The sequence below is a fragment of the Roseibium litorale genome (assembly GCF_014842915.1).
In the GTDB taxonomy this organism is placed as follows: Bacteria; Pseudomonadota; Alphaproteobacteria; order Rhizobiales; family Stappiaceae; genus Roseibium; species Roseibium litorale.
On sequence record NZ_JACYXI010000001.1, the window covers coordinates 766,640 to 788,921 of the forward strand.

Annotated in this window: 20 protein-coding genes and 1 tRNA gene; 10 read left to right on the plus strand and 11 right to left on the minus strand. The window is 58.5% G+C overall.

The annotated features are described in order from the left end of the window. Positions 1-50: 50 nt before the first annotated feature. From uxuA to IG616_RS03785, 4 genes are read right to left on the minus strand one after another with little or no spacing between them, the layout of a single operon-like run. On the minus strand, positions 51-1,205 hold the full coding sequence (gene uxuA / locus IG616_RS03770) for a mannonate dehydratase (protein ID WP_192146499.1): 1,155 nt from the start codon (positions 1,203-1,205) through the stop codon (positions 51-53). A 35-nt stretch (positions 1,206-1,240) separates the two neighbouring features. Continuing rightward, a complete protein-coding gene (locus tag IG616_RS03775; protein ID WP_192146501.1) occupies positions 1,241-1,972 on the minus strand; it encodes an FCD domain-containing protein in 732 nt (243 codons plus the stop codon). Next, the gene (locus IG616_RS03780; RefSeq protein WP_192146503.1) at positions 1,969-3,759 is read right to left on the minus strand and encodes a glycoside hydrolase family 2 protein; all 1,791 of its coding nucleotides are present in this window, start codon (positions 3,757-3,759) and stop codon (positions 1,969-1,971) included. The genes IG616_RS03775 and IG616_RS03780 overlap by 4 nt, the downstream gene beginning before the upstream one ends. Before the next feature lie 46 nt (positions 3,760-3,805). Then, positions 3,806-4,786 (minus strand): TRAP transporter substrate-binding protein, encoded by a 981-nt coding sequence (locus IG616_RS03785; protein WP_192146505.1) that lies wholly within the window; start codon positions 4,784-4,786, stop codon positions 3,806-3,808. A 257-nt stretch (positions 4,787-5,043) separates the two neighbouring features. On the opposite strand from IG616_RS03785, the gene IG616_RS03790 reads away from it, so the two are divergent. From IG616_RS03790 to IG616_RS03805, 4 genes are all read left to right on the plus strand, one after another. After that, positions 5,044-5,547 (plus strand): TRAP transporter small permease, encoded by a 504-nt coding sequence (locus IG616_RS03790; RefSeq protein WP_192146507.1) that lies wholly within the window; start codon positions 5,044-5,046, stop codon positions 5,545-5,547. Between the two features lie 30 nt (positions 5,548-5,577). Further along, on the plus strand, positions 5,578-6,879 hold the full coding sequence (locus IG616_RS03795) for a TRAP transporter large permease (protein ID WP_192146509.1): 1,302 nt from the start codon (positions 5,578-5,580) through the stop codon (positions 6,877-6,879). Then, on the plus strand, positions 6,876-9,239 hold the full coding sequence (locus IG616_RS03800) for a glycoside hydrolase family 31 protein (protein ID WP_192146511.1): 2,364 nt from the start codon (positions 6,876-6,878) through the stop codon (positions 9,237-9,239). Before IG616_RS03795 ends, IG616_RS03800 begins: the two co-directional genes overlap by 4 nt. Before the next feature lie 170 nt (positions 9,240-9,409). Beyond that, positions 9,410-9,883 (plus strand): GNAT family N-acetyltransferase, encoded by a 474-nt coding sequence (locus IG616_RS03805; RefSeq protein ID WP_192146513.1) that lies wholly within the window; start codon positions 9,410-9,412, stop codon positions 9,881-9,883. 91 nt (positions 9,884-9,974) lie between these two features. Here the strand turns inward: IG616_RS03805 and IG616_RS03810 are convergent. Continuing rightward, positions 9,975-10,050 (minus strand) — tRNA-Ile (locus IG616_RS03810). 475 nt (positions 10,051-10,525) lie between these two features. Between IG616_RS03810 and IG616_RS03815 the strand changes: the two genes are divergently transcribed. Then, entirely contained in the window at positions 10,526-11,617 is a 1,092-nt protein-coding gene (locus IG616_RS03815; protein ID WP_192146515.1) for an AI-2E family transporter, read from the plus strand. 116 nt (positions 11,618-11,733) lie between these two features. Continuing rightward, entirely contained in the window at positions 11,734-12,522 is a 789-nt protein-coding gene (locus tag IG616_RS03820; RefSeq protein WP_246476075.1) for an SIMPL domain-containing protein, read from the plus strand. A gap of 69 nt (positions 12,523-12,591) precedes the next feature. Here the strand turns inward: IG616_RS03820 and IG616_RS03825 are convergent, their stop codons facing one another. Then, positions 12,592-13,179, minus strand: coding sequence for a GNAT family N-acetyltransferase (locus tag IG616_RS03825; RefSeq protein ID WP_192146517.1), 588 nt, complete (start codon positions 13,177-13,179; stop codon positions 12,592-12,594). A gap of 235 nt (positions 13,180-13,414) precedes the next feature. Between IG616_RS03825 and IG616_RS03830 the strand changes: the two genes are divergently transcribed. Together IG616_RS03830 and IG616_RS03835 are read left to right on the plus strand one after the other, a co-directional pair. Next, a complete protein-coding gene (locus IG616_RS03830; protein WP_192146519.1) occupies positions 13,415-13,903 on the plus strand; it encodes a cytochrome b in 489 nt (162 codons plus the stop codon). 309 nt (positions 13,904-14,212) lie between these two features. Continuing rightward, positions 14,213-15,472, plus strand: a complete 1,260-nt coding sequence (locus IG616_RS03835) for a hypothetical protein (protein ID WP_192146521.1) — start codon at positions 14,213-14,215, stop codon at positions 15,470-15,472. Between the two features lie 402 nt (positions 15,473-15,874). Here the strand turns inward: IG616_RS03835 and IG616_RS03840 are convergent, their stop codons facing one another. From IG616_RS03840 to IG616_RS03850, 3 genes are all read right to left on the minus strand, one after another. Beyond that, positions 15,875-16,972, minus strand: coding sequence for an NAD(P)/FAD-dependent oxidoreductase (locus IG616_RS03840; RefSeq protein ID WP_192146523.1), 1,098 nt, complete (start codon positions 16,970-16,972; stop codon positions 15,875-15,877). 91 nt (positions 16,973-17,063) lie between these two features. Then, entirely contained in the window at positions 17,064-17,474 is a 411-nt protein-coding gene (locus tag IG616_RS03845) for a ketosteroid isomerase-related protein (protein ID WP_192146525.1), read from the minus strand. Between the two features lie 102 nt (positions 17,475-17,576). Continuing rightward, positions 17,577-18,464 carry a LysR family transcriptional regulator ArgP gene (locus tag IG616_RS03850; RefSeq protein ID WP_192146527.1) on the minus strand — a complete coding sequence of 296 codons (888 nt, stop codon included), beginning with the start codon at positions 18,462-18,464 and terminating at the stop codon, positions 17,577-17,579. An 89-nt stretch (positions 18,465-18,553) separates the two neighbouring features. Between IG616_RS03850 and IG616_RS03855 the strand changes: the two genes are divergently transcribed. Continuing rightward, positions 18,554-19,156: a LysE family transporter gene (locus IG616_RS03855; protein WP_192146529.1), complete on the plus strand. Its 603-nt coding sequence runs from the start codon at positions 18,554-18,556 to the stop codon at positions 19,154-19,156. Between the two features lie 88 nt (positions 19,157-19,244). Here IG616_RS03855 and IG616_RS03860 read toward each other — a convergent pair whose 3' ends face one another. Then, positions 19,245-19,634 (minus strand): DoxX family protein, encoded by a 390-nt coding sequence (locus IG616_RS03860; protein ID WP_192146531.1) that lies wholly within the window; start codon positions 19,632-19,634, stop codon positions 19,245-19,247. 184 nt (positions 19,635-19,818) lie between these two features. Here IG616_RS03860 and IG616_RS03865 point away from each other — a divergent pair, with 184 nt between their 5' ends. Then, positions 19,819-20,967 carry an amidohydrolase gene (locus IG616_RS03865; protein ID WP_192146533.1) on the plus strand — a complete coding sequence of 383 codons (1,149 nt, stop codon included), beginning with the start codon at positions 19,819-19,821 and terminating at the stop codon, positions 20,965-20,967. A gap of 17 nt (positions 20,968-20,984) precedes the next feature. Here the strand turns inward: IG616_RS03865 and IG616_RS03870 are convergent, their stop codons facing one another. Then, positions 20,985-22,115: a DUF930 domain-containing protein gene (locus IG616_RS03870; RefSeq protein WP_192146535.1), complete on the minus strand. Its 1,131-nt coding sequence runs from the start codon at positions 22,113-22,115 to the stop codon at positions 20,985-20,987. Between the last annotated feature and the right edge of the window lie 167 nt (positions 22,116-22,282).

Genomic DNA, 22,282 nt, shown 5'->3' on the forward strand with positions numbered 1-22,282 from the left:
TCCCGGGACGCTGGCGGGTTCGGTTTTTCGCTCAACAGGCGGGAAACCGCTCAGGCCGAAAGGGCCTTGGCAATGCCGCGGATCTCCGCCAGACCGCGCAGGCGGCCGATCAGCGGATATCCCGGAGCGGTCTTGCGGGCCATGTCGTCACGCATTGCATGGCCGTGATCCGGACGGAACGGCACGGTGAGGCCCGTTGCCTTTTCCATCGCCAGAAGCTCGCGAACGACAGCAACCATATCGACGTCGCCGTCGAGATGATCGGCTTCGTGGAAGCTGACGCCATCAGCCTCTCGCTTGGTGGCCCGGAGGTGCACAAAGTAGATCCGGGCCCGATGCGCCCTGATCATCGCCGGAAGGTCATTGTCCGCCCGGACACCATAGGAGCCCGTGCAGAAGGTGAAGCCATTGGACGGGCTCGGGTTGGCGGCCACCAGCGCATCCATATCGGCGGCTGTGGAGACCACGCGCGGCAGACCAAACATCGAGCGGGGCGGATCATCCGGATGGATGGCAAGGACCACACCCGCAGCTTCCGCCCGGGGCAGGACATGGCGCAGGAAGCCCGCGAGATTACCGCGCAGCTCATCGGGTCCGATGCCGTTGTAGGTTTCCAGACGCTTGGCGAAAGTCTCAAGCGTATAGCTTTCCTCAGATCCCGGCAGGCCGGCAATGATCGTGCGCATCAGGCGCTCATGTTCGGCCACATCCACCACGGCGAACCGCGCCTTGGCGGCTTCGCAGATTTCCGGCAGATGATCCGCATCAGCCCCGGGCCGCTTCAGGATGTGAATGTCGAACATCGCCAGATCCACGGCGTCATACCGCAGGCAGCGGGCACCGTTTTCCAGCTCGTGATAGAGATCCGTCCGGGTCCAGTCGAGAACCGGCATGAAGTTGTAGCAGATCGTCTTGATGCCGCACTCAGCCAGGTTCTCGAAGGTCTGCGCCCAGTTATCGGCATAGGTCTGCCAGCCGGGTGCACCGGTCTTGATGTCCTCATGAACCGGGATACTTTCGACGACGACCCATTCCAGACCTGCGGCCCGGATCATCTCCTGCCGCTCGCGAATCTGCTCGACGGTCCAGATCACGCCATTGGGAATGTCATGCAGCGCAGTTACAATGCCTGTCGCCCCGGTCTGGCGGACATCCGCGAGGGTTACGGCGTCTTGCGGTCCAAACCACCGCCAACTTTCAATCATTCTGGTCTCCAGGAAGACAAAGGGAAATTCAGGTATCAGCTGATCTGGGCAATCGGCTGGAACAGATAACCATCGAAGGCCGGATCCTCGACGTCGGAGAGTTCCATGAGTGTCTCCCGGACATTCTCCAGATGCTGCCACATCGCCCGTCTGGCAGCAGCGGGATCCTTGCTCTGCAAAGCGGTCAGGATGATCCGGTGATCATCAAGCCAAGCCTTGCGGTAGTCGGCATTGAAGATGCGCTCGTGAAGCCGGGCCCACATGGGGCTCTGTTCCCGCTTGCGCCAAAGTTCGCGAACCATATCCACCAGAACCGAGTTCTGCGTTGCCTCGGCAATCAGCAGATGAAACATCTCGTCGCCGCTATAGTCCGGATCGCTGGTCTCGATCCCGCGCCGCTCGACTTCGAGAGCTTCCCTCAGCCGTAAAATGTCGTTCTTGGTCACCATCTCCGCAGCAAAGGCCGCAATATTGCTCTCCAGCAGCTGACGGGCCTGAAGCAGCTCAAACGGGCCAATATCATCCCGCATGGGAGGAGCCTTCTCCTCCGGGCTGGAACTCAGATAGATGCCGGATCCCTGCCGGACTTCGACAAGTCCTTCGATCTCCAACATGATCAGCGCTTCGCGCACCAGGGAACGGGAAACCTGCAATTCCTCGGAAATCTGCCGCTCGGACATCAGGCGTTCGCCCACCTTCATGCCACGGCTGCGAACCAGCCCGCGCAATTCGGTGGCAACATCCTGATAGCGACGCGTTCCGCTCATGCCGGCTCATCCTCCCCCTTTTTGGCCTCGTAAAAGGCCCGCAGCACCTCGAAAGCTGGCTTCCGGGTCTTTTTATCCGCTGCGATCAGTCCTTTGCGGTTGAACCCGCGCTGGAACACGTTCTGCCTCCGCTCCACGCGGAAATCGTAAAGAATCCACGGGGAGATTCCGCGAATATACGATAGCCGCCTAAGTGTATCGATCTGTTTTTCGTACACTTGCCGCTGATAGCCGATGCTGAAGAGACCTTTTTCCGGCCCGTGCCGGGTGTGATCCCCATCCGCGCCGGTTTCCGAAATCACAACAGGGCGGTCAGGATTTGAATTCCGGCCGATCTCGATCAGCTCCTCGAAATTCTCCTCGTACCAGCCATAATACTCATTGAGGCCGATGATATCGATGTGAGCGGCCAGCCGGTCCTCGATCTTGAGCTTGGCGTGATTGACGAGGCATGCAGCCGACAAAAGACGGGTCGGGTCTTCCGCTCGCGCCAACTCGGTCAGGCCGCGCATGAAGTCCAGCCGGGCATCCGTATCCGGGTTCTCATTGCCGACAGACCAGATGATCACGCTTGCCCGGTTGCGGTCACGGCGGATCAGTTCGCGCAGCTGGTTCTCTGCATCCTTGCGCGTTGCTGGATTGGCAAAGTCGATCGCCCAATAGACGGGAATCTCTTCCCAAAGCAGAAAGCCAAGCTCATCGGCAATCTCGGCAGCCCGCTCGTGATGCGGATAATGGGCAAGACGCAGGAAGTTGCAGCCCAGTTCCCGCGCATCGGCAAAACGCTGGCGCAGGTCTTCCTCGCAGGTGCATTTGCCCTTGATCTCGTCGTCCTCGTGAACGGAGATACCGCGCAGGAACAGCGGTTCACCATTGAGGAAAAGATCTGTTCCACGCCGTTCGATCCGGCGGAACCCGACCTTGTCGCAAACAGTGTCACCGCCAGCGCCCACGGAGAGTTTGTAAAGTTTCGGGTTTTGCGGTGACCAGAGAACGGGCTGGACAGCAAGATCTGCACGGCCTTTGCCCTTATCAAGGAGCACTTCTTCATCGATGCCAAGCTCGGGAAGGCGAATACGGGCAACGGAGGCCGGTCCATCGGTCTCAACGTCAATCGCAATCCGTTCCCCGTCCAGCCGGGCAAAGACGCCCTTGATGACGGTCGCAGGGGTTTCGTACAGCGTCACCTCGCGGTAGACGCCGCCATAATTGAACCAGTCGGTGTTGCGCATCGGCACGCGGTCAAGCGTGCGGGTGTTGTTCACACACAGCATCAGCCAGTTGCGGCCAGGCTGGAGCGCTTCGGTCACTTCAACGCAGAAGGGGGTCGAGCCGCCATAGTGGTTGCCGAGGAACTGGCCATTGATAAAAACCTTGCAGTCATATTGCGCCGCGCCGACGCGCAGGAACCGGCGCCGTCCGGCGGCCAGCGGCTCCATGTCCAAGGCACGGGTGTACCAGGCGGAGCCTTCAAAGAAGTACCACTTCTCTTTCAGCATCTGCCAGCAGGAGGGCACCGGAACGGTCTCCCCCTGATACGGATCGTAATCCCATGGCTCGATCCGGTCTTCCGGGACCTGCGGCAGCATGGCGAACCATTTCTGCCGCAGGCCAGTGTCAAGCAGGTCAACACAGAAGTTCCAGTCGCCATCCAGAGAAACACCATCCCTGCCCTTCGTGAAGATCAGCGTTTCCGCGTTCAGGTTCTGCAGATTGTAAGGACGGTCATAGTCCTCGTCATGCAGACACTGAAGCGCATTGTCGGCCAGATCCGAACGTTCAAGCATGGTGTTCCTCCCGTTACGGCGTTTCAGAGGGTCTGTCTGATGACAGTCAGTTCGCGGCAGCCTTGATCTCTTCGATCAGCTTGGCCAGCTTCTCGGACTTCGCCGCGACTTCTGCATGCATCGGCATGACGGCTTCGATGAACGGGGCCTTGTCGACAGTGTTCACTTCCACGCCCATTTCAGACTTCGCCGTTTCGATGGCAGCGTCAGACGCGGCATTCCATGCAACGCGCTGAGCTTCCATGGATTCCAGAGCAGCCTGGCGGAGAGCCACCTTCTGATCATCGGTCAGAGCGTCATAAGCACAGTTGGAAATCACCACGACAGACGGGATCATGGTGTGCTCGTCCAGGGAGAAGTACTTGGCAACTTCCCCGTGACGGGCCGTGGTCAGAGCGGTCGGGTTGTTTTCCGCGCCGTCAACGACGCCCTGCTGCAGCGCGCTGTAGAGCTCGCCCCAGGCAATCGGGGTCGGGTTACCACCGAGCAGTTCCACCATCCGGATCGCGGACGGGCTGGGCTGAACACGGATCTTCATGCCCTTCAGGTCAGCCGGAGACTGGATCGGTTTGTTGCCGTAGAAAGAACGGGCACCCTCGGTGTAGAAGGCCACGCCGCGGAACCCCTGGGCAACGGAAGAGTTCAGGATTTCTTCGCCGATCGGGCCGGAGACGACCTTGTTGAAATGCTCTTCGGACTGGAAGATGTAGGGCAGGTTCAGAGCCGAATAGCTTTCTTCAAAAGCTTCGAGCTCTGAAGCGTTGGAGCGGGCCATTTCCAGGGAGCAGTTCTGCACCAGTTCCATGGACTCGCGCTGAGTGCCCAGCTGGCCATTCGGGTAGATGCGGATCTTGACTTCGCCATTGGTCAGTTCGGCCAGACGGTCGGCCATCATCTGCATGGCAATGTGCACCGGATGCTCCGGCGGATTGTTGTGGTTAAGTTTCAGCGTAACTGCCTGCGCGGACACAGTTGCAGTCAAGAATGCAGCCGCGGCAAGAGCGCCAAGACGGGACAGCTTCAGCATTGCATTACCTCCCTAGGTAACATAAGCCGCGGAAATGCGGCCTGTTTATTCAAAAGTCAGGCCGCCCGATCATTGGTCGACCAATTGCGGCGACACATTTGCCAATTTAAAAAAATGAGTCAACCAATATGCTGAAATTGGTTGACCAATTTACTCCGGTCGTAGAAGTTGGCGCCCAAGAAATCTATAAAAGATGCCTGCGCGGGAGGGCGGCATGACGCCTGCGACACTGCCGTGCAGCACGAGGAGGTACGCCGATGCGTAAATCGGTTGATGCAATATTGCGCTGGGCGATCATTGCCATTTTCACCGTTCTGGTGGCTTGCGTTGTATGGCAGGTCGCCAGCCGTTTCATTTTTGGAACTCCAAGCACCGTTACGGATGAGCTGGCACGCTTCCTCTTCATGTGGGTAGCGCTGATCGGCGGGGCCTACACGCTCGGTCAAGGCCGCCATCTGGCGATCGACCTGCTGCCGATGACCCTGACAGGCACCCGCAAACTGCTTCTGGAGCTTCTCATTCTGGCCCTGATCTGCGCCTTCGCCGGTGTCGTGATGATCTACGGCGGCAGCCTTCTGGTCATGAAGACCCTCGCCTCAGGCCAGGTCACTCCAAGTCTTCAGATCCCGATGGGCTATGTCTATGGCGCGATCCCATTCTCAGGAGCGGTGATGATCTTCTATTGCCTGACCTTTGCGGCTGATCTTCTGAACGGCAAACGCCCTCAAATCGAGAGCATTTCCGCCGGTCCCCTTTCCTGACGTTCAAGCCCGCGTTTCCCGGAGAATTTCATGGCCACCGCAGCACTCCTGCTTTTCGGCACGTTCGGTGTTCTAACCCTGCTTGGCGTTCCGATCGCCTTCGCGATTGGACTGTCCGCCGCCGTCACCTTCCTCCTGTTCATGGGCTTCGACCAGTCCATGTTCATCGTCGCCCAGCAGATGGCCTCGGGCCTCGACAGTTTCACCTTGCTGGCAATTCCGTTCTTCATCCTGGCAGGCAACATCATGAACCGGGGCGGCATCGCCCTGCGGCTCATTTCCTTTGCCAAGGTGCTTGGCGGACGCCTGCCTGGCTCGCTTGCTCACTGCAATGTGCTTGCCAACATGATGTTCGGCTCAATCTCCGGCTCTGCCGTGGCCGCCGCAGCAGCCGTTGGCGGCGTGATGGCCCCCTTGCAAAAGAAAGAAGGTTATGACCCGGCCTTCTCCGCAGCGGTCAACATCGCCTCCAGCCCGACAGGCCTGCTCATTCCCCCCTCCACGACGCTGATCGTCTATTCCCTGATCACGGGCGGCACCTCGATCGCGGCTCTTTTCGTGGCAGGCTACGTGCCGGGCATCCTCATGGGGTTCGGTCTCATGGTGGTTGCTGGCTTCATTGCAAAGAAGCGCGGCTACCCTGTTTCCCCCCGCTCCAGCTGGGGTGAGGTTCTGCGCGTTACCCTCGATGCCCTGTTGCCGCTCAGCCTGGTCGTCATCGTCATGGGCGGCATTATCTTCGGGGTCTTCACAGCCACGGAGGCATCGGCCATCGCCGTCGTCTACACTCTGTTTCTGGCCCTGGTCTGGTACCGGGAAATCGGCATCAAAGACGTTCCGGCGATCATTCTGGAGTCCGCTGTCACGACCGCCATTGTCCTCTTGATGATCGGCGCCAGCATCGGCATGAGCCGCGTTATGGCCTTCGGGGACATCCCCTTTGCCTTGTCCGATGCTCTGCTTGGCATCTCCGACAACCCGATCATCATCCTGCTGGCCATCAACATTGCCCTGCTGATCGTCGGCACTTTCATGGATATGACACCGGCCTTGCTGATCTTCACGCCGATCTTCATGCCTGTGGTGCAGGATCTCGGTATGGATCCGGTCCACTTTGGGATTATGATGACCTTGAACCTGTGCATTGGCATTTGCACACCGCCGGTCGGCTCGGCCCTTTTCATCGGCTGCTCCGTGGGCAACACCAGCATCGGTTCCGTCATCCGTCCGCTTCTTCCGTTCTATGCCGTGCTTTTCGGCCTGCTGATGCTGGTGACTTTCGTGCCTGAAATCAGCCTCGCCCTGCCGCAACTGCTTCTGGGGTACAAATGAAAACTCTGAACACCTGGCGTCTCAAGTCTGCCACTGCCACCGGCGTCGAACTGGAGGTTGAAGGCCGGCACATCCTGCGGATCGCCGTTCTGGAAGACCGTCTGTTCCGTGTCTCTCTGCTGAAGGATGGCGCCTGGCGCCTGGATCGGAGCTGGACCATTGCTCCCAACGGCGATGCACCGCTGGAAGGCCGAAGCCGCGACCGCAACGATGGCTTCCCCTGCCCGGCCTTCACTCTGTCAGAAGGCGAAGGCAAGATCGTTCTCGCCACGGACGCGATGCGCCTGACGGTCTCAACGCCGCTGCACCTCGCCTGGGAAGCCAGGACCGCAGACGGCTGGAAGGTCTTTGCCGAAGAGCGCAGCACGGGCGCGCTGATGCTGGGCGTGCGAGACCACCGGCACAGCCATTTCCTCAACCGCTCTCCTCAGGACAAGGTCTATGGTTTGGGCGAGAAGGCTGGACTTCTGGAGCGTTCCGGCCGCCGCTATGAAATGCGCAACCTGGACGCCATGGGTTATGACGCTGAGACGACCGACCCGCTTTACAAGCACGTTCCCTTCACGCTGACCAAGACGGCGGAAGCAGGCTGCTGGTCGATCTTCTACGACAACCTGGCAGGTACCTGGTTCGATCTTGGCAACGAGCTCGACAACTATCACAAGCCTTACCGCAGCTACCGGGCGGAAGATGGTGACCTCGATTACTACATGCGCTGGGCCGACAATCTGGGTGAACTCTCCACGGCCCAGGCCAAACTGACCGGCGGCACGGCTTTCCCGCCGCGCTGGACCCTTGGCTATTCCGGTTCGACCATGTCCTACACAGATGCACCGGATGCACAGGTTCAGCTGGAAGGCTTCCTGACCAAGATCGCAGAACACGGCATTCCCTGTGACAGCTTCCAGATGTCCTCCGGCTACACCTCCATCGGCCCGAAGCGTTACGTCTTCAACTGGAACACGGACAAGGTGCCGGACGTCCTGTCCATGACCGCCAAGTTCCGCGAAGCCGGCGTCCACCTGATCGCCAACATCAAGCCGTGCCTGCTGCAGGATCACCCGCGCTATGGCGAGGCGGAAGCAGCCGGTCTCTTCGTCCGCGACAGCGAGGCCGACAAGCCGGAGCGCTCGATCTTCTGGGACGACGAAGGCTCGCATCTCGATTTCACCAAGCCGGAAACACAGCGCTGGTGGCAGGAGAACGTGACACGGCAGCTTCTGGAAAAGGGCATCGGCTCCACCTGGAACGACAACAACGAATATGAGATCTGGGACGATCTGGCCCGGTGCGAAGGCTTTGGCAGCGAGATCCCGGTCAAGCTGATCCGCCCAATCCAGCCGATCCTGATGACCCGTGCTTCGGAAACCGCCCAGAAAGCCCATGCGCCGCATCTGCGCCCCTATCTGATCAGCCGCTCCGGAGCCCCGGGACTGCAGCGCTACGCTCAGACCTGGACCGGTGACAACTGGACCGACTGGAAGACGATCCGCTGGAACATCCGCATGGGCCTCGGCCTATCCATGTCCGGCTTCTTCAACATCGGCCACGACGTTGGCGGTTTCGCAGGTCCGAAGCCGGAACCGGAACTCTTCGTCCGCTGGGTTCAGAACGGCATCTTCCATCCGCGCTTCACCATTCACAGCTGGAACGATGACCACACTGTCAACGAGCCCTGGATGTATCCGGAAGTGACCCATCACATCCGCGATGCCATCAAGCTGCGCTACAAGCTGATGCCATATCTCTACACCCTGCTGTGGCGCATGGCCCGTTTTGACGAGGCCATGATCCGCCCAACCTTCGTGGAGTTTCCGGACGATCTGCGCTGCTGGGACGACACGGACGACTTCATGCTCGGCCCGGACCTTCTGGTTGCCAATGTGGTCGACAAGGGCGTGACCACCCGCAAGGTCTATCTGCCTGAGAACGGCACGGGCTGGTGGGACTTCCACGCCGGCACCTGGCACGAAGGCGGACAGGAACTGGAACTGTCCGTCGATCTCGGCTCCATGCCGCTGTTCGTCCGCGCCGGAGCCATCCTGCCGCTCGCAGAAGGCAGCAGCCGCGCAGCCCCGGAAGCAGAGACCGGCCGTATCCTGGCCCTCTTCCCGGTTCCGGCAACGGGCGAAGCGAAGGGCGAGCTGTTCGAAGACGACGGCATCAGCGTTGATGCGCCGTTCAGCCACCTCACCTTCACCTTGAAGGCCAAGGGCGGCACGCTCGACCTCGACTGGACCAGGGAAGGCACCGCCACTCCGGTTCTGGGCGAAGCAACTCTGGTCGTGCCGAAAGGCGAAACCCGCCCCCTCAGCGCCCGCGGCAAGGCGCTCGGTCAGGGCGCTCCGATCACGCTCTAAGTTCTGCCCAAACAATCAAAATCGAGAAGCCCCGCGCATAGGCAAAACTGTGCGCGGGGCTTTTCTTGTCGTTTGCGGTAAACCGCTCTTGCGCCTCGCCTGTTCTCACAGTCATCTTCCGGAAACGGTCAGGTGCACCGCTGACCCGACCTAGCACGAAGGACATTTTCTTGAAGGTCCCTTCCCCCTCCGCTGCCCAGAAGCCCATCGTCCGCCCCGCCTGTCAGGAAGATCTGGAAGGTGTTCTTGCTCTCTTCCGCCAGCTCAATCCGGGCGACCCCATTTTGGATCCGGAGATGGCCCGGTCAACCTGGATAAGACTGCTTTCAAGCGGCTTCACCACAATGTTCGTTGCAGAAGTCGACGGTCTGCCAGCGGCCTGCTGCACGCTTGCGATCATTCCAAACCTGTCTCGCGGGGCAAGGCCCTATGGGGTGATCGAGAACGTCGTCACGGACGCTGACCACCGCCGCAAGGGTCTCGGCCACGCTGTCCTGCATGCGGCGCGTGACCTTGCCTGGCAGGAAGGCTGCTACAAGCTGCTGCTCGCAACCGGCTCCAAAAAGGAAAGCACCCTACGTTTCTACAAAACCGCAGGCTTCAACACAGGCAACAAGACCTATTTTGAAATGCGGAACAATTAGAGGCAGGGACTAGATCACCGACGAACAAGGAAAAGAGGTTCATTTGTCCCGGGAGGCAATCCGAAAATCTGACCTAAGCCATTGAAAAATATGGTGGGCCCGGAGGGACTCGAACCCCCAACCAATCCGTTATGAGCGGACGGCTCTAACCATTGAGCTACAGGCCCTTGAGCGGAAATTCGAAAAGCAGAAGGCAATTCCCGCGTAAGGTTGCTTGGTATACCAAGAAAAGGCGGTGGGGCAAGGGCTTTGGCCGCAACTATCCGCATCTTCCATTGCCGCTGCGCCGCGTTTGATCGAAAGGCTCTCAAGGTCTCCTGCAACGCCATCCGGGCACAGAAGAGAACCAAAAGCGTGCGTCAGTCGCCCCCGCGCCATTCGCTTCAAACAGGAGGCGCGGGCAGAGAGGCCGGAACGGTTGGTCACAGGCTGCTCTTGGTGTGGCTCTAAGCTTGATGGCTGAAGCTCCGGCCTGAAAATGGCGCCTACCCTGCGCGCAAGTCCTGATCTGATCTATTCCGGCATCAAGTTGCTTAGCCATCTCAAGCACAACGTTAAAATGGCCTTTCCCTGCCGGGTGCCCCCTTGTGATCAGGCGGCCCCATTCTGTTATAACGACCCGGGGCTTAAGGGGACCCGGACATGCGCTCGACATTGCTTACCATCACGCTAAGCCTGTTTCTGGTCTGCCTCAGCGGCTGGCTGCTGCTTGCAGGGCGCACCCTGCTCCTTCCCTTCGTGATTGCCCTGATCGCGTGGTATCTCATCAACGCGTTGTCGGGGATTTTTCAGAAAATTCCCTTGGGGCGCTGGCGTTTGCCCGGTTGGGTGGCGCTGCCCCTGTCGCTCGTTGCGATTTTTATGGCCGCGACCCTTGTCTTCGACATGGTGACGGTCAATCTGACCCAGCTGGCCCGCGACGCGCCTGCCTACCAATCCCGGCTGGAACAAGTCTTCTCAGACTTTACCCGCCCCCTGAAGCTGGAAGATCCGCTCGAGTTAAGGGATCTGCTGCCGGACGCAACCGTTCCCGGAATGGTGACTGCAGGGGCTAGTTTCCTAACGACAATTGCCGGATCGGCCTCTCTGGTCTTCATCTATGTCCTGTTTCTCTTGCTGGAGCAGTCAACCTTTGACCGGAAATTACAGCAGGTCTTCACAGACAGGAAGAAAGCCGAGACGGCCTTCGCTGTCCGCGCCGAGATCAACCGCTCCATCATGCATTACTTTGGCATCAAGACCGCGGTCAGCATCTTCACTGGCCTATTCACCAGTGGCCTCTTGTCCGTTGCAGGCCTGCCCTACGCCCCGCTCTTCGGCTTTATCGCCTTTCTGCTGAATTTCATTCCAACCATCGGCTCACTGATCAGCGTGATTTTCCCCAGCCTGCTGGCGCTGGCCTATTACGACACGCTCGGCCCATTCGTATTGATCGCTCTCGGTCTGGGCTTTGCCCAATTCATCCTCGGCAATTTGATCGAACCACGCCTGATGGGGTCCAGCCTGAACCTGTCGGGCCTGGTGATCATGCTCAGTCTTTCGTTCTGGGGAACGATATGGGGAGTGGTCGGCATGGTCATCTGTGTTCCGCTGACCGTCGTCCTTATGATCATTTGTTCGAAGTTTGAAAGCACACGGCCAGTTGCCGTGCTTTTGTCTGCCAATGGGAACATCGGAGACCCCGCAAGACCATCCGGCGGCAGCCTCATCAGCGAGGTTCAGGCAAAGGTCTGATCCCGAAAGGAAATTATCCGGTATCCTGAATACCGGATGAACAGGAGCGTCATGGCCGCGCCGCAATCACATTCCAAATTCATGCAATCAGACCTTGTATTTCTACTGGAGGAATCATGAGCCGTTCGTTTGCACCAGCCTTAGTACCCGCACCGTCTACTGCACGACGCTTTCTGCGCTTTCCCATGGCGATGCTGTTTCTGGGTGCTTTGGCAGTGCCAGTAGCAGCCCCCCTTCCCGCTTTGGCCGAAGCGTCCGGAAAAGGCCCCGTCGCAACCATATCGATCACGGGGCAAGGCAAACTCTCCATGGCGCCTGACATGGCTGTGGTTACGACAAGGGTCGTCACGCCTGCCAAGACCGCCCCAGAGGCTCTTGATGAGAACACCAAGGCCATCTCTGAGGTGATTGCCGAGATCAAGAAAGCCGGCATCGAAGCCAAGGACATCCAGACCAGCGGCTTCTCCATCTTTCCCCGCTATGAACAGCAAAAGGGCCGGGAAAATCAGCCTCCGGCAATCGCCGGGTACGAGGTTGCCAACGGTGTAACCGTCAATATCCGGGATCTGGCGAAGCTCGGGCCAATTCTGAATGCGGTGGTGCAGTCCGGAGCCAACGAGGTCAACGGCATCTCGTTCCAGGTCAGCGATGCGGACAAGAAGATGGATGAAGCCCGAAAGGCAGCCGTGGAGAACGCCAAATCCCGCGCCAGCCTTTATGCGCAAGCCGCAGGGGTGAAACTGGGCAAGATCCTATCGATCTCCGAGGGCGGAGCTTCCATGCCGCAACCGCTCTATATGCGTGCCGAGAAAATGGCTTTTGCAAGCGACGGTGCAATCCCGGTGGAAGCCGGGCAGGAAACCCTCTCGGCGTCGGTCACCATCGTTTGGGAACTGGCGGACTAAACAGGTCCGGACACGACAAACCGAAAGAGCCGCGGGAATGCATTCCAGCGGCTTTTTGCTTTCTTCTGATCAAAGCTGGCGGATCCAGACCTGCATCGGCTTTTCCGTTTCCTCGCTCTCACCCACATCCTGCCAGGGGAAATAGACAATGCCATTTTCCAGCTTGCTGTAGCCGCGCTTGGCCCAGAACGGGTCCAGCGGCAGATAGTCGGCAGGCTTCAAGGGATGCACGTCCGGGCGGACAACGGCACAAAAAGCAGCGGTTTCATAGCCGAGGTCACGGGCGTGGGCCTCACGTAGATCAAAGAACTGGTGTCCGATTCCCTTGCCCCGATAAGCCGGATAGAGAAGGGACTCCGCCATATAGAAGATCTTTTTCGGATCGAGCCGGTTTTCCTCGAAAGGGCGGCGGAACTGGATGACTTCTTTTTCCAGTGGCTCGCCAGTAGCTGCCCCCACAAGCTGGCCATCATCATAGGCACCGACGATCACAGCGCCATCAGTGTGCGCATAGCGCTGCAGATAGCGCTGCTCATACTCCATCGACCCATCGTAGATATAGGGCCAGCTTTTGAAAACCTCGATGCGCAGGCGCGCCAGATCCGGCAAAGCCGTTCTCAGGTCCTCATCTTTCAGGACCTTGATATTTATTGGCATATTTCACTCCCACTCCTGCCCGCGCATAGCATCATGGTGTGAGGGTTAAAAATCAACCTCTCCGGGTGTCTGAGCAGCACCTACCAGATATGTGCTTTCCGCATACCTGAGATCGGATCCTGCCAGACTACGGAGCACGGATTCTTCAATCGACATCAATCTGCGATAAGATCAGAATACGATGCATCGTGATCAAATGTCCGGAACGCAACAGATCTTCAAGGGAAAGCAAGCCATGTCGCCGACACAGCCAGCCGCCTATAGCCGCCTCCATATTGTTCTTCACTGGCTCATAGCGGCGCTGGTGGTATTCCAGCTCATTTTCGGCGAAGCGATTGGCCAGTTGGGACGCGCCTTGCGTGACGGACGGACGTTGTCGCCTTTGGACACCATTCTCGGCAATGCGCATATTTACGGCGGTGTCGCGATCCTGCTCCTCACAGTCTTGCGCCTGGGCATCAGACACAGACAAGGCGTCCCAACACCACTGCCCTCAAGCGCTTGGCAGGAGCAAGCCGCAAAATGGACCCACGTCCTGTTCTATGCTCTCTTGCTGATAACACCACTGACAGGTCTGGCCGCATGGTTTCTTGATATTCATCTGGCCGGAGAGTTTCATGAGCTGATGAAGCCCGTCTTCATCCTACTCATCGTGATCCACGTTGGCGCAACTCTATGGCATCAAGTTGTCCTAAAGGACGGCATCCTCAAACGCATGATGTGACAAGAAATTTTACCTTTAATAGCGTGCCGCTCTCAGCATATGGCTTCCAATTGCGTAGGACCACTTCTGGGCTTCATAGACTACAAACTCACACCATCTTGACGGGAAATGCTATTCGCTCTAGTGAAAACTAGTTAGCTGTAAAGAATCATGATGTCGGCCCCCTTGCTGGAAAACAAAACCGGCAAGGCCCTTTCCGGTAAACGGCGTGTAGCGCAGCTAAAACAAGGCAGAAACGCAGACTTTTGCGAAGCGTTTTCAGGGAAGTGGCGATGTCTTCGGCAACCCTGCCGGAGCTGCCAGGGGGCGATGGTGAACAAGATTTTCGCGAATGCGGGTACAGATCTTGATTTAACTACCGACGTCGTTTCCGCGATAGATACTCTCATCAATGAACGTGCATATGAGAGCGGACTTGGCCGCTGGGAATATATACAGTCCCTCACCGAAATCGACGGCAGTCACTGGAACAAGATCCTGAATGGCAAGGCCGGTCTGTCCGGGGCTAAGTTCCGTTTGCTTTGCAAGATATTGAGCCGGTCCGGCGCGGAAACAAACCGCCTGACCGAGCTTTATGATGAGTACAGAAAAGAGCGCCGCAAAAGCCAGCCGGCGCCAGTTCTGAAACAATCCAAGGCTGGCCGCAGAGAGATGCTGGAAGAGCTTGCTGCAAAGCATGGGCAAAGACTTGAGGATCTCAACAATGCGGAGGCCTTGGGCGCCATTATAATCTCGGCGATCCGCCGGGAGCGTGTCAGGGGCAATTCCGATGTAGCGGAAAAAAACGGCCAGCTTCTGATCTCCTCTCTGAATTCGGGACTGTTTAGCCTTCATCCAGATATTGCAGATACCGCAACGATGGAGTTGCTTGCCTCAACGGCCTATGCGGCCTATCAGTCCGGCAACAAACTGGGCTACAAATTCATTCTAGACAGCGTCCGCGTTCCGGAAACTCGAAACAATTATCCCGTCGCCACAGAAGCGATGAAGTTTCATTTGGTCCGGCGGTATCAAGAAGAGTTTCTGAATGCTCCACCCGATCAACTTATTGGTCTCCAAGACAGCGCGTTGGAAATCTCTCGACTGTTTAAGGACCAGAACACATGTCTGGTGGACTTTGGGAATCTGATCGAGATGAACAAGGTCAGGCTTAAGCTGGAGCTTGGCATTGCCCATACCTCAGATCTGAACAACATTAGTTCCTTGGCGGAAAAAGCTGACACTACAGGTATTCTCGAGCATCAGGTTCTTTACCGCGTTTACTTGGCCCAATGGCACAAGGAAAGCGGCGATATCCAGCAGGCTAACTATATTCTGGAACGATGCATTAGCGAACTCGACCGCAAGATTGGCCAGATGGATTGGGCCCGCTGCAAGGTGCGCGAAATGCAGGCAAGAGTAGCCGAGCAGGAATTCTATCAAAGTGGACGCACTTTAGACGGTGCCGAAACCGTTGATGGCTTTTTCACCGACTCCATTCACTGCGCCCAGCGCTGTGGCAACGAGATCGTGGTCAGAAGACTGAAAGCAAACCGGCAGGCTTTCAGGGACCGGTCCGGTCACTTCTGACACTGACAGATTGCACAATCTGCAGGCAACTCAGCCAACCGGATTTTTGCCAGTTTTTTGCCATTCTGTTTCCAGACACGTCTGGCAATATCTACTCATTGAAGGGTTAGATGTTTGTCTTGCACCGCTTGCATGGATGGGCAGATTACCCGGACACAAGAAATTATTTTCTAGATCTTTTTTGCAAATCTTTTCATGTCCGGACAGTGAATTTGTCCAAACCCGGCGGAGCAATCCGCCGGGTTTTTCGTTTCAAACAGCCAGCGGCCAGCATCGTATTGAGGATCTTCCAGCACTGAGGATGTGAGGCCCGAACGCCGTCCTCTGATGCCAATCCGGACGTCAAAAACCTGTCCTTCGCCCTGTCGAGCTCAGGCCCCAAACGGAGAACCTGCAGCAATCTCAATCACGGGCTTCCAGCCAGACCCGCTGAACGTCCATAGTCCCTTCGAGAAGGCCCTCCGCAATCTTCTCGCCAACAACCGCGCCGAATTTGTAGCCGTGCCCGGAGCAGGCCGACACGACGACCGCCTTACCGGTCTCCTCCACAAAGAAATGCTCATCTGCTGTGAAAGTGTAGGCACAGGTCACCACATCCGCGACCTTATACTCCTCAATGCGCGAAAAAGGAGGTGCCATCAAATTGCGCAGGGACAGCCCTTCCCAAGGCTCCGGGACCCGGTTCTGATCCGGCTGCCCCAGCCGCTTGTGAAGACCAGCCCCGACCTTGAGTCCGGTTCCGGCGACCGGAGGAATGACATACCCCTCGACCGGACCGCCCGTCGAGAGGATCACAGGAGCGGTCTCCCAATGTGCCTGGAGGTCTGATGGCGGGGTCAGATAGGCAACGGCTGTGCGATAGGTCGTCAAGCTCTGCGACAGTGACGGCATAAGCCCGAGCGCCCACGCGCCAGCAGTGACCACGACCTTATCCGCCAGCAGGTCTTCACCACTTTCGAGATGAACACGCCCGGCCTCTGCATCGAGCGAAGCCACGCGGGTATCCGTCCGAACGTCAACGCCGCGCGCCGCCAGCCAATCGCGCAGACCAGCTGCGATCTTCTGGCAAAACAGAACACCGCCTTCCGGGCTGTAGGTTCCGTAACGAAGGCTTTCCCCGTCAAGAAACGGATACCGTTGTGCCGTCTCAGCTGCACTGAAATCTTCAAAGGCGTAGCCGCCGGCGATCAGTCCGTCGCGCATCCCCTCAGCCTCGTCTCCCGGCTGGCGGCAGAGAAGCAGAAACCCCGTGTCCGCGAGATGACGAGCACCCAGGCCGTCCCAAAGCCGGTCCCAGGCTGCATAGGCCTCCCCAATGCGCCGCTGATATCCGCCCTGAGCCCCATAGGCCCTGCGGATGATCCGGTGCTGGTCCCCCGAAGCAGACAGAGGATTCGGAATCTGCCCTTGTTCCAGCAAGGTGACTTCGGCACCCCGGCGGGTAAGCGCGCAAGCGGTTGAAAGGCCAGCGATGCCAGCACCGACAATAATGATCTTCATGATGAACCGGGAGCAAGAGAGAAAGACTGCCACCAGTTTAACGGGAGGCACAGCGGTTACAACCCGCTGTGCCTTCCAGCCTCAAATCTGCTCAGGCGCCGACCTGTGCAATCCAGTCTTCAAGATTGTAGTAGGTCGTGATCCGCGCGATTTTACCGTCCTTCACATCGAAGAAGGTTCCTGCTGGCAGACGATAGGTCTGCCCTGCGGCTTCCGGCAAGCCTTCGTCGGTTGCAAGATAGGTGCCGTTGACAATGAATTCGGCAGCAGCCCGGGTGCCATCCTCATTGGCAAAGAGAACCAGATCCGTCAGCTCTTCCTTGTAGCAGCGGGTCATATGCGCATTGAACTCCGCAAACAGGGCCTTGCCGCTGCGCCGCTCTCCCTGATTCACGTCATGAGCAATGTCATCGCTAACCAGCGCCTCCATGGCGGCCGTGTCACCGGCATTGAAGGCAGTGTAATAGCGCTCGAGGAGAGCAAGCGTCGTAGTCTGGGACATGTGTGATCCTGTCAGCATGATCCGGAGAGGAAATTTTCGGCGGAATTTGCCGCCTTCTTGCCTCATCCGCAAGTCCCTCAAAGGTCTGCATCTTCCTGGCTGCTATCCCGGAACAAGTGTCTTTGCCGCGCAGGTCCGCACCGCCTGCGTCAAAGGTTTCAGGAGCCTGTCCGCTGCGCGGCTGGCATGCCAGAAAAGGGGAACATCATATGCCTGGCCGGGGCACAACTCCACGAGAGCTCCCTCCGTCAGATGATGCCGCACCAGTGGTTCCGGGTTCATGCCCCAGCCCAGTCCTACGGCTGCCGCATCAACAAAGGCGTGGGTGGAAGCGATCCAGTGCGTTGGCGGGGTCATGTTGAGCCCAAAAACCTGCCGGATCCAGTTGCTCTGCAGAGCATCCTTCGCGCTATAGGTCAGCATCGGCGCTTTTTGAAGCGCGTCGGGCGTCACGCCTTGATCAAACCATCTGGCCATGTAGGCAGGGCTGGCTGTTGCCCGGTACCGCAATGAGCCCAAGGGACAGCAATCGCATCCTTGCACGGGCGAGGGATCTCCGCTTACCACTGCCCTCACCTCACCGCGCCGCAAAAGACCGGCGCTGTGGTCCTGATCATCAATGGCGACATCAAACAAGAGCCCGCCGACCTGTGACAAGGCCTCAACGAACCAGGTGGCCAGACTGTCGGCGTTCACCGCGATCCGCAGAGTGGTGAATGTGCCAGGAAGGTCATCCAGACCGATGTCGGCCTTCAGTGCTTGTTCAAGCAGCTCCAGATCTTCCGTGTGCCGGAGCAAACGGACGCCTGCCTCGGTTGGCGTGCAAGGGTGTCCACGTATGATGAGAATACAGCCGAGGCGCTCTTCCAGAAACCGTATGCGCTGAGAGATAGCCGATTGGGTCACGCCAAGAGCCTGCGCCGCCTTTTCAAAGCCGCCTGTTCGCAGAACTGCGGAAAAAGCCTGTAGCTGCGCCGGATCCAGATTCATTAGAAGCTCTAATAAAGAAGAAGGATTTTGAATTTTTCTAATTCACTTCCTTCCTCTAGTCAAAAGGCGTCCCTCTCAAGGAGCCAAACGTGACCACCGCATTTTCCGGATTTCTTCTTTCGCTCAGTTTGATCGCCGCCATTGGCGCTCAGAACGCCTTTGTGCTGCGGCAGGGACTGCGCGGCGAGCATGTGTTCTGGGTCTGCCTGACCTGCGCATTAAGCGACGCGCTTCTGATCACGCTCGGGGTGACGAGCCTTGCCGCAATTTCACGCCTTCTGCCGTGGATCGAGCCCATATTGCGCTTCGGTGGCGCGGCCTTCCTCCTGATCTATGGCCTGCGCAGCCTGAGGACGGCTATCAAGGGCGGTGAACGGCTGGACCCGAAGGGCGCAACCGTCTCCAGCCTTGGTTCGACACTCCTCGTGGTCTTGTCGCTCACCTATCTCAACCCCCATGTCTATCTGGACACGGTTCTGCTGATCGGCTCTATCGCCAGCCGTTATCCGGGGGAAGAAGCGCTCTTCGCAGTTGGCGCGGTGCTAGGCTCCTTCATCTTCTTTTTCACGCTCGGCTATGGCGCAAAGCTGCTGCGGCCTATCTTTGCCCGTCCCCGGGCCTGGCAGGTGCTCGACCTGATTATCTCCGTCATTATGATGTGTCTTGCGGCAAGCCTGCTTGTTTCGGACTGATGAGACCTGTTTGAAGCCCGGAACAAGATAAAAGCCCCCGCTCCGGCTATCCGGAACGGGGGCTTTCGCAAAACAGCCGGGAACGCTATCAGGCGCGGCCGATGGCCTTGTCAACGCTGATCGGTCCGGGACCCGCAGCTGCCAGGTAGACAAAAACGAAGCAATAGAGGGCCGCCAGCTCACCGCCATTGAGGATCGGATAGAAATTACCCGGCGCATGCACCATGAAATAGGCCACCGCCATCGTGCCAGAAGCCAGGAAAGCAGCCGGGCGGGTAAAAAGCCCGATCACGATCAGACCGCCGCAGATCAGTTCGATCAAACCGGCAGCTCCTGCCATGGTCGTGGGAGCGATCCCGGACATCTTGGTCGCGGGAATGCTGAGGTACTTCGTCGTGCCGTGCTGCAGAAACAAAAGACCGGACGCAATGCGCAGGGCGCTCAGCAAGAACGGAGAAAACGGAGCGAGAAAGGTCATGAGGAACAGTCTTTCATGGTTGTAATTTGAACAAGTTCGCGTCTGCCTCCAAATTTAGCGGGCAGTTGATGCCGCTCCAAGCGAAAATAGCATTCCCCCAACAGCTGTTTGCGGGTTTTGGCAGCACTTGTGCGCGGCAACCGTTTCCGGATAACTGCCCCCTTCGCCAAGAAGAGACGGTGTCATGCCTTTTTCTCAAGAAGATCTCGATCAGCTTGCCGCCCTCAGGCGTAACCTCCATCGCCATCCCGAAGTGTCAGGTCAGGAGGAATGGACGGCGGTCCGGATGACAGAGACGCTGAAGTCCTGCCAGCCGGACAAGCTTGTCACCGGTCTTGGAGGCCACGGCGTGGCAGCTGTCTTTGAGGGCGCAGAGACGGGCCCGGCACTCCTCATCCGCTGCGAACTGGACGCCCTGCCGATCGAGGAAAAGACAGGACTTTCCTACAGTTCGGAATTTCCGGGCAAAGGGCACTTGTGTGGCCACGACGGCCACATGACCACTCTGGCAGGAATTGCTCTGGCCCTTCACCGCCAGCGCCCGGCAAAAGGCAGGGTGGTGCTGCTTTTCCAACCGGCTGAGGAAGATGGGTCAGGCGCAGCAGCTGTTCTGGCCGATCCGGCCTTTGAAGATCTGCATCCCGACCTTGCTCTATCCTTGCATAACCTGCCTGGCCTGCCGCTCGGATTTGCAGGGCTGAAAACCGGCCCGGTCAATTGCGCATCCCGCGGTCTCAAGCTTCATTTCAAAGGCAAGACGGCCCACGCGTCCCAGCCGGATACCGGCATCTCTCCCATGCCTGCAATAGCAGCCTTGATGCCGGCGCTTTCGGCCCTTTCCAAGGGAACGCAGGCAGATGCGGATTTCACCCTGGTGACAATCACCCATGCCTGGCTTGGCAAGGAAGCCTTCGGTATTGCTCCGGGAGATGGAGAGATCTGGGCAACCTTGCGCACGCTCACGGATGATGGAATGGCCAGCCTTTGCCATACCGCCGAACGTTTGGCAGAACAATCAGCCAGGGAGCACGGCCTTGAGCTTTCCTTCTCCTATCACGATGTCTTTCACCATTGCGAGAATGCGCCGGAAGCCGTTGCCGTTCTGGAACAAGCACTTTCAGACGAAGGGGTTCCCTTTGGTCCGGCGGACCTGCCGATGCGCGCTTCAGAGGATTTCGGACGCTTCCGCACGCTTTGCCCAGCGGCCATGTTCTTCCTGGGGGCAGGCGAAGACCACCCCGCCCTGCACAATCCGGATTACGACTTCCCGGAACAACTGATCCCGGTCGGGGCCAGGGTCTTCCTCAGAGCGATCAGGAACCAGCTGGGCTGAGACTGCGAACTGACCGGTCAGAGTTCCGGGAACTTGCGCTGCCGCCACTGGCTGCGCGGAACGGGAGCGCCGACCCGGTAGCCGAAGTCGACAACTCGTGTGACACGGCTGTTGACCTCACAGCGGACGGCAAGGTCATACCATTGCCCGGCGGACCGAAATGCCGCCCTGTCCGCTTGCAGCACCGTGCCAGTATCCAGATGCAGGACAGGCAGCGCCTCCGGCCGCCAAGGCGGGCTGGCGCGCCGCAACTGATCACGCAGTTCGGTCATGCACAGCATGTTGGCCCGCTCATCCCGGCTCATCCCCGCCATGGCCGTCCAGGCACGCGGATCGTCCGACAGAGCGTCCGAATAGATCTTCCGGGCCTTGATCAGATTGCCTGAGCCCCCATTGGGTATGCCCTTGGGCTTCGCAGGCTTCGGTGGCGGCGCACTCAGGCTCGCAATCGGGCCGACAGTGCCAAAGTCACTCGGCGCAACGTCTGACGGTTCCGGTCCTGCCGGAATGGCTTCTGCCTCAGACGAGGCTTCTGCCTGTGCCTCCGGACCGGCAGCAAGGCTTTCAGCCTCCTGCACCTCTTCCGGAACCTCTGGCACGTTTTCGGTTTCTGCCGTCTCAGGCTCTTCCGGGGTCTCGGTCACCTCAGGGGTTTCAGATTGCTCTGCCTCGGCGGTCTCCTCCCCATTGGGCTCGGCCTGTTCCTCAGGCTCCTGAGCAACCTCGGTTTCCTGCTCGCTTGGTTCTTCCGCCCCGTCCTGCGCCTGCTCGGATCCATTGTCCTTGTCGGCATATTCATAAACGGGTTGCAGCACAGGCAAGGGCTGCTGCGGCTCGGCTTGCTGCGCTTCCGGCTCCTGCATCTCTTCTGCCTGGGGGGCGGGCTCGGGATCAGAGGCGGGCTGAGGGGCTGCTTCCTCTTCGGCCTGCGGCTGCTCCGGTTCAGGCTCTGGTTCAGGCAGAGGCTCGGGCTCGGTCGCGGCTGCTTCTTCCGGCTGCGGCTCAGGCTCTGGCTGAGGTTCGGGCTCAGGTTCAGGCACAAGAACCACGTCCACCGTCTGCTGTTCCTCCCGCATATCGGGAAGCTGCCAGTCAACCTTGGTCAGCAGCGCTGCAACGACGAGACCATGAAGGACAAGGGAGATCATCACTCCCCCACCTATCCGCACCCAGTTTGCCGGGTCCCTGTCCATCATCGGTCCGCGTTCATCCATTGGACCATGAATATCTGCATTGAGGCAAAATTGGGAGCTCTATGAAGTGCACGCCCTTCATCAGACAAAGAGCCCGGCGGATAATCCACCGGGCTCTTCTT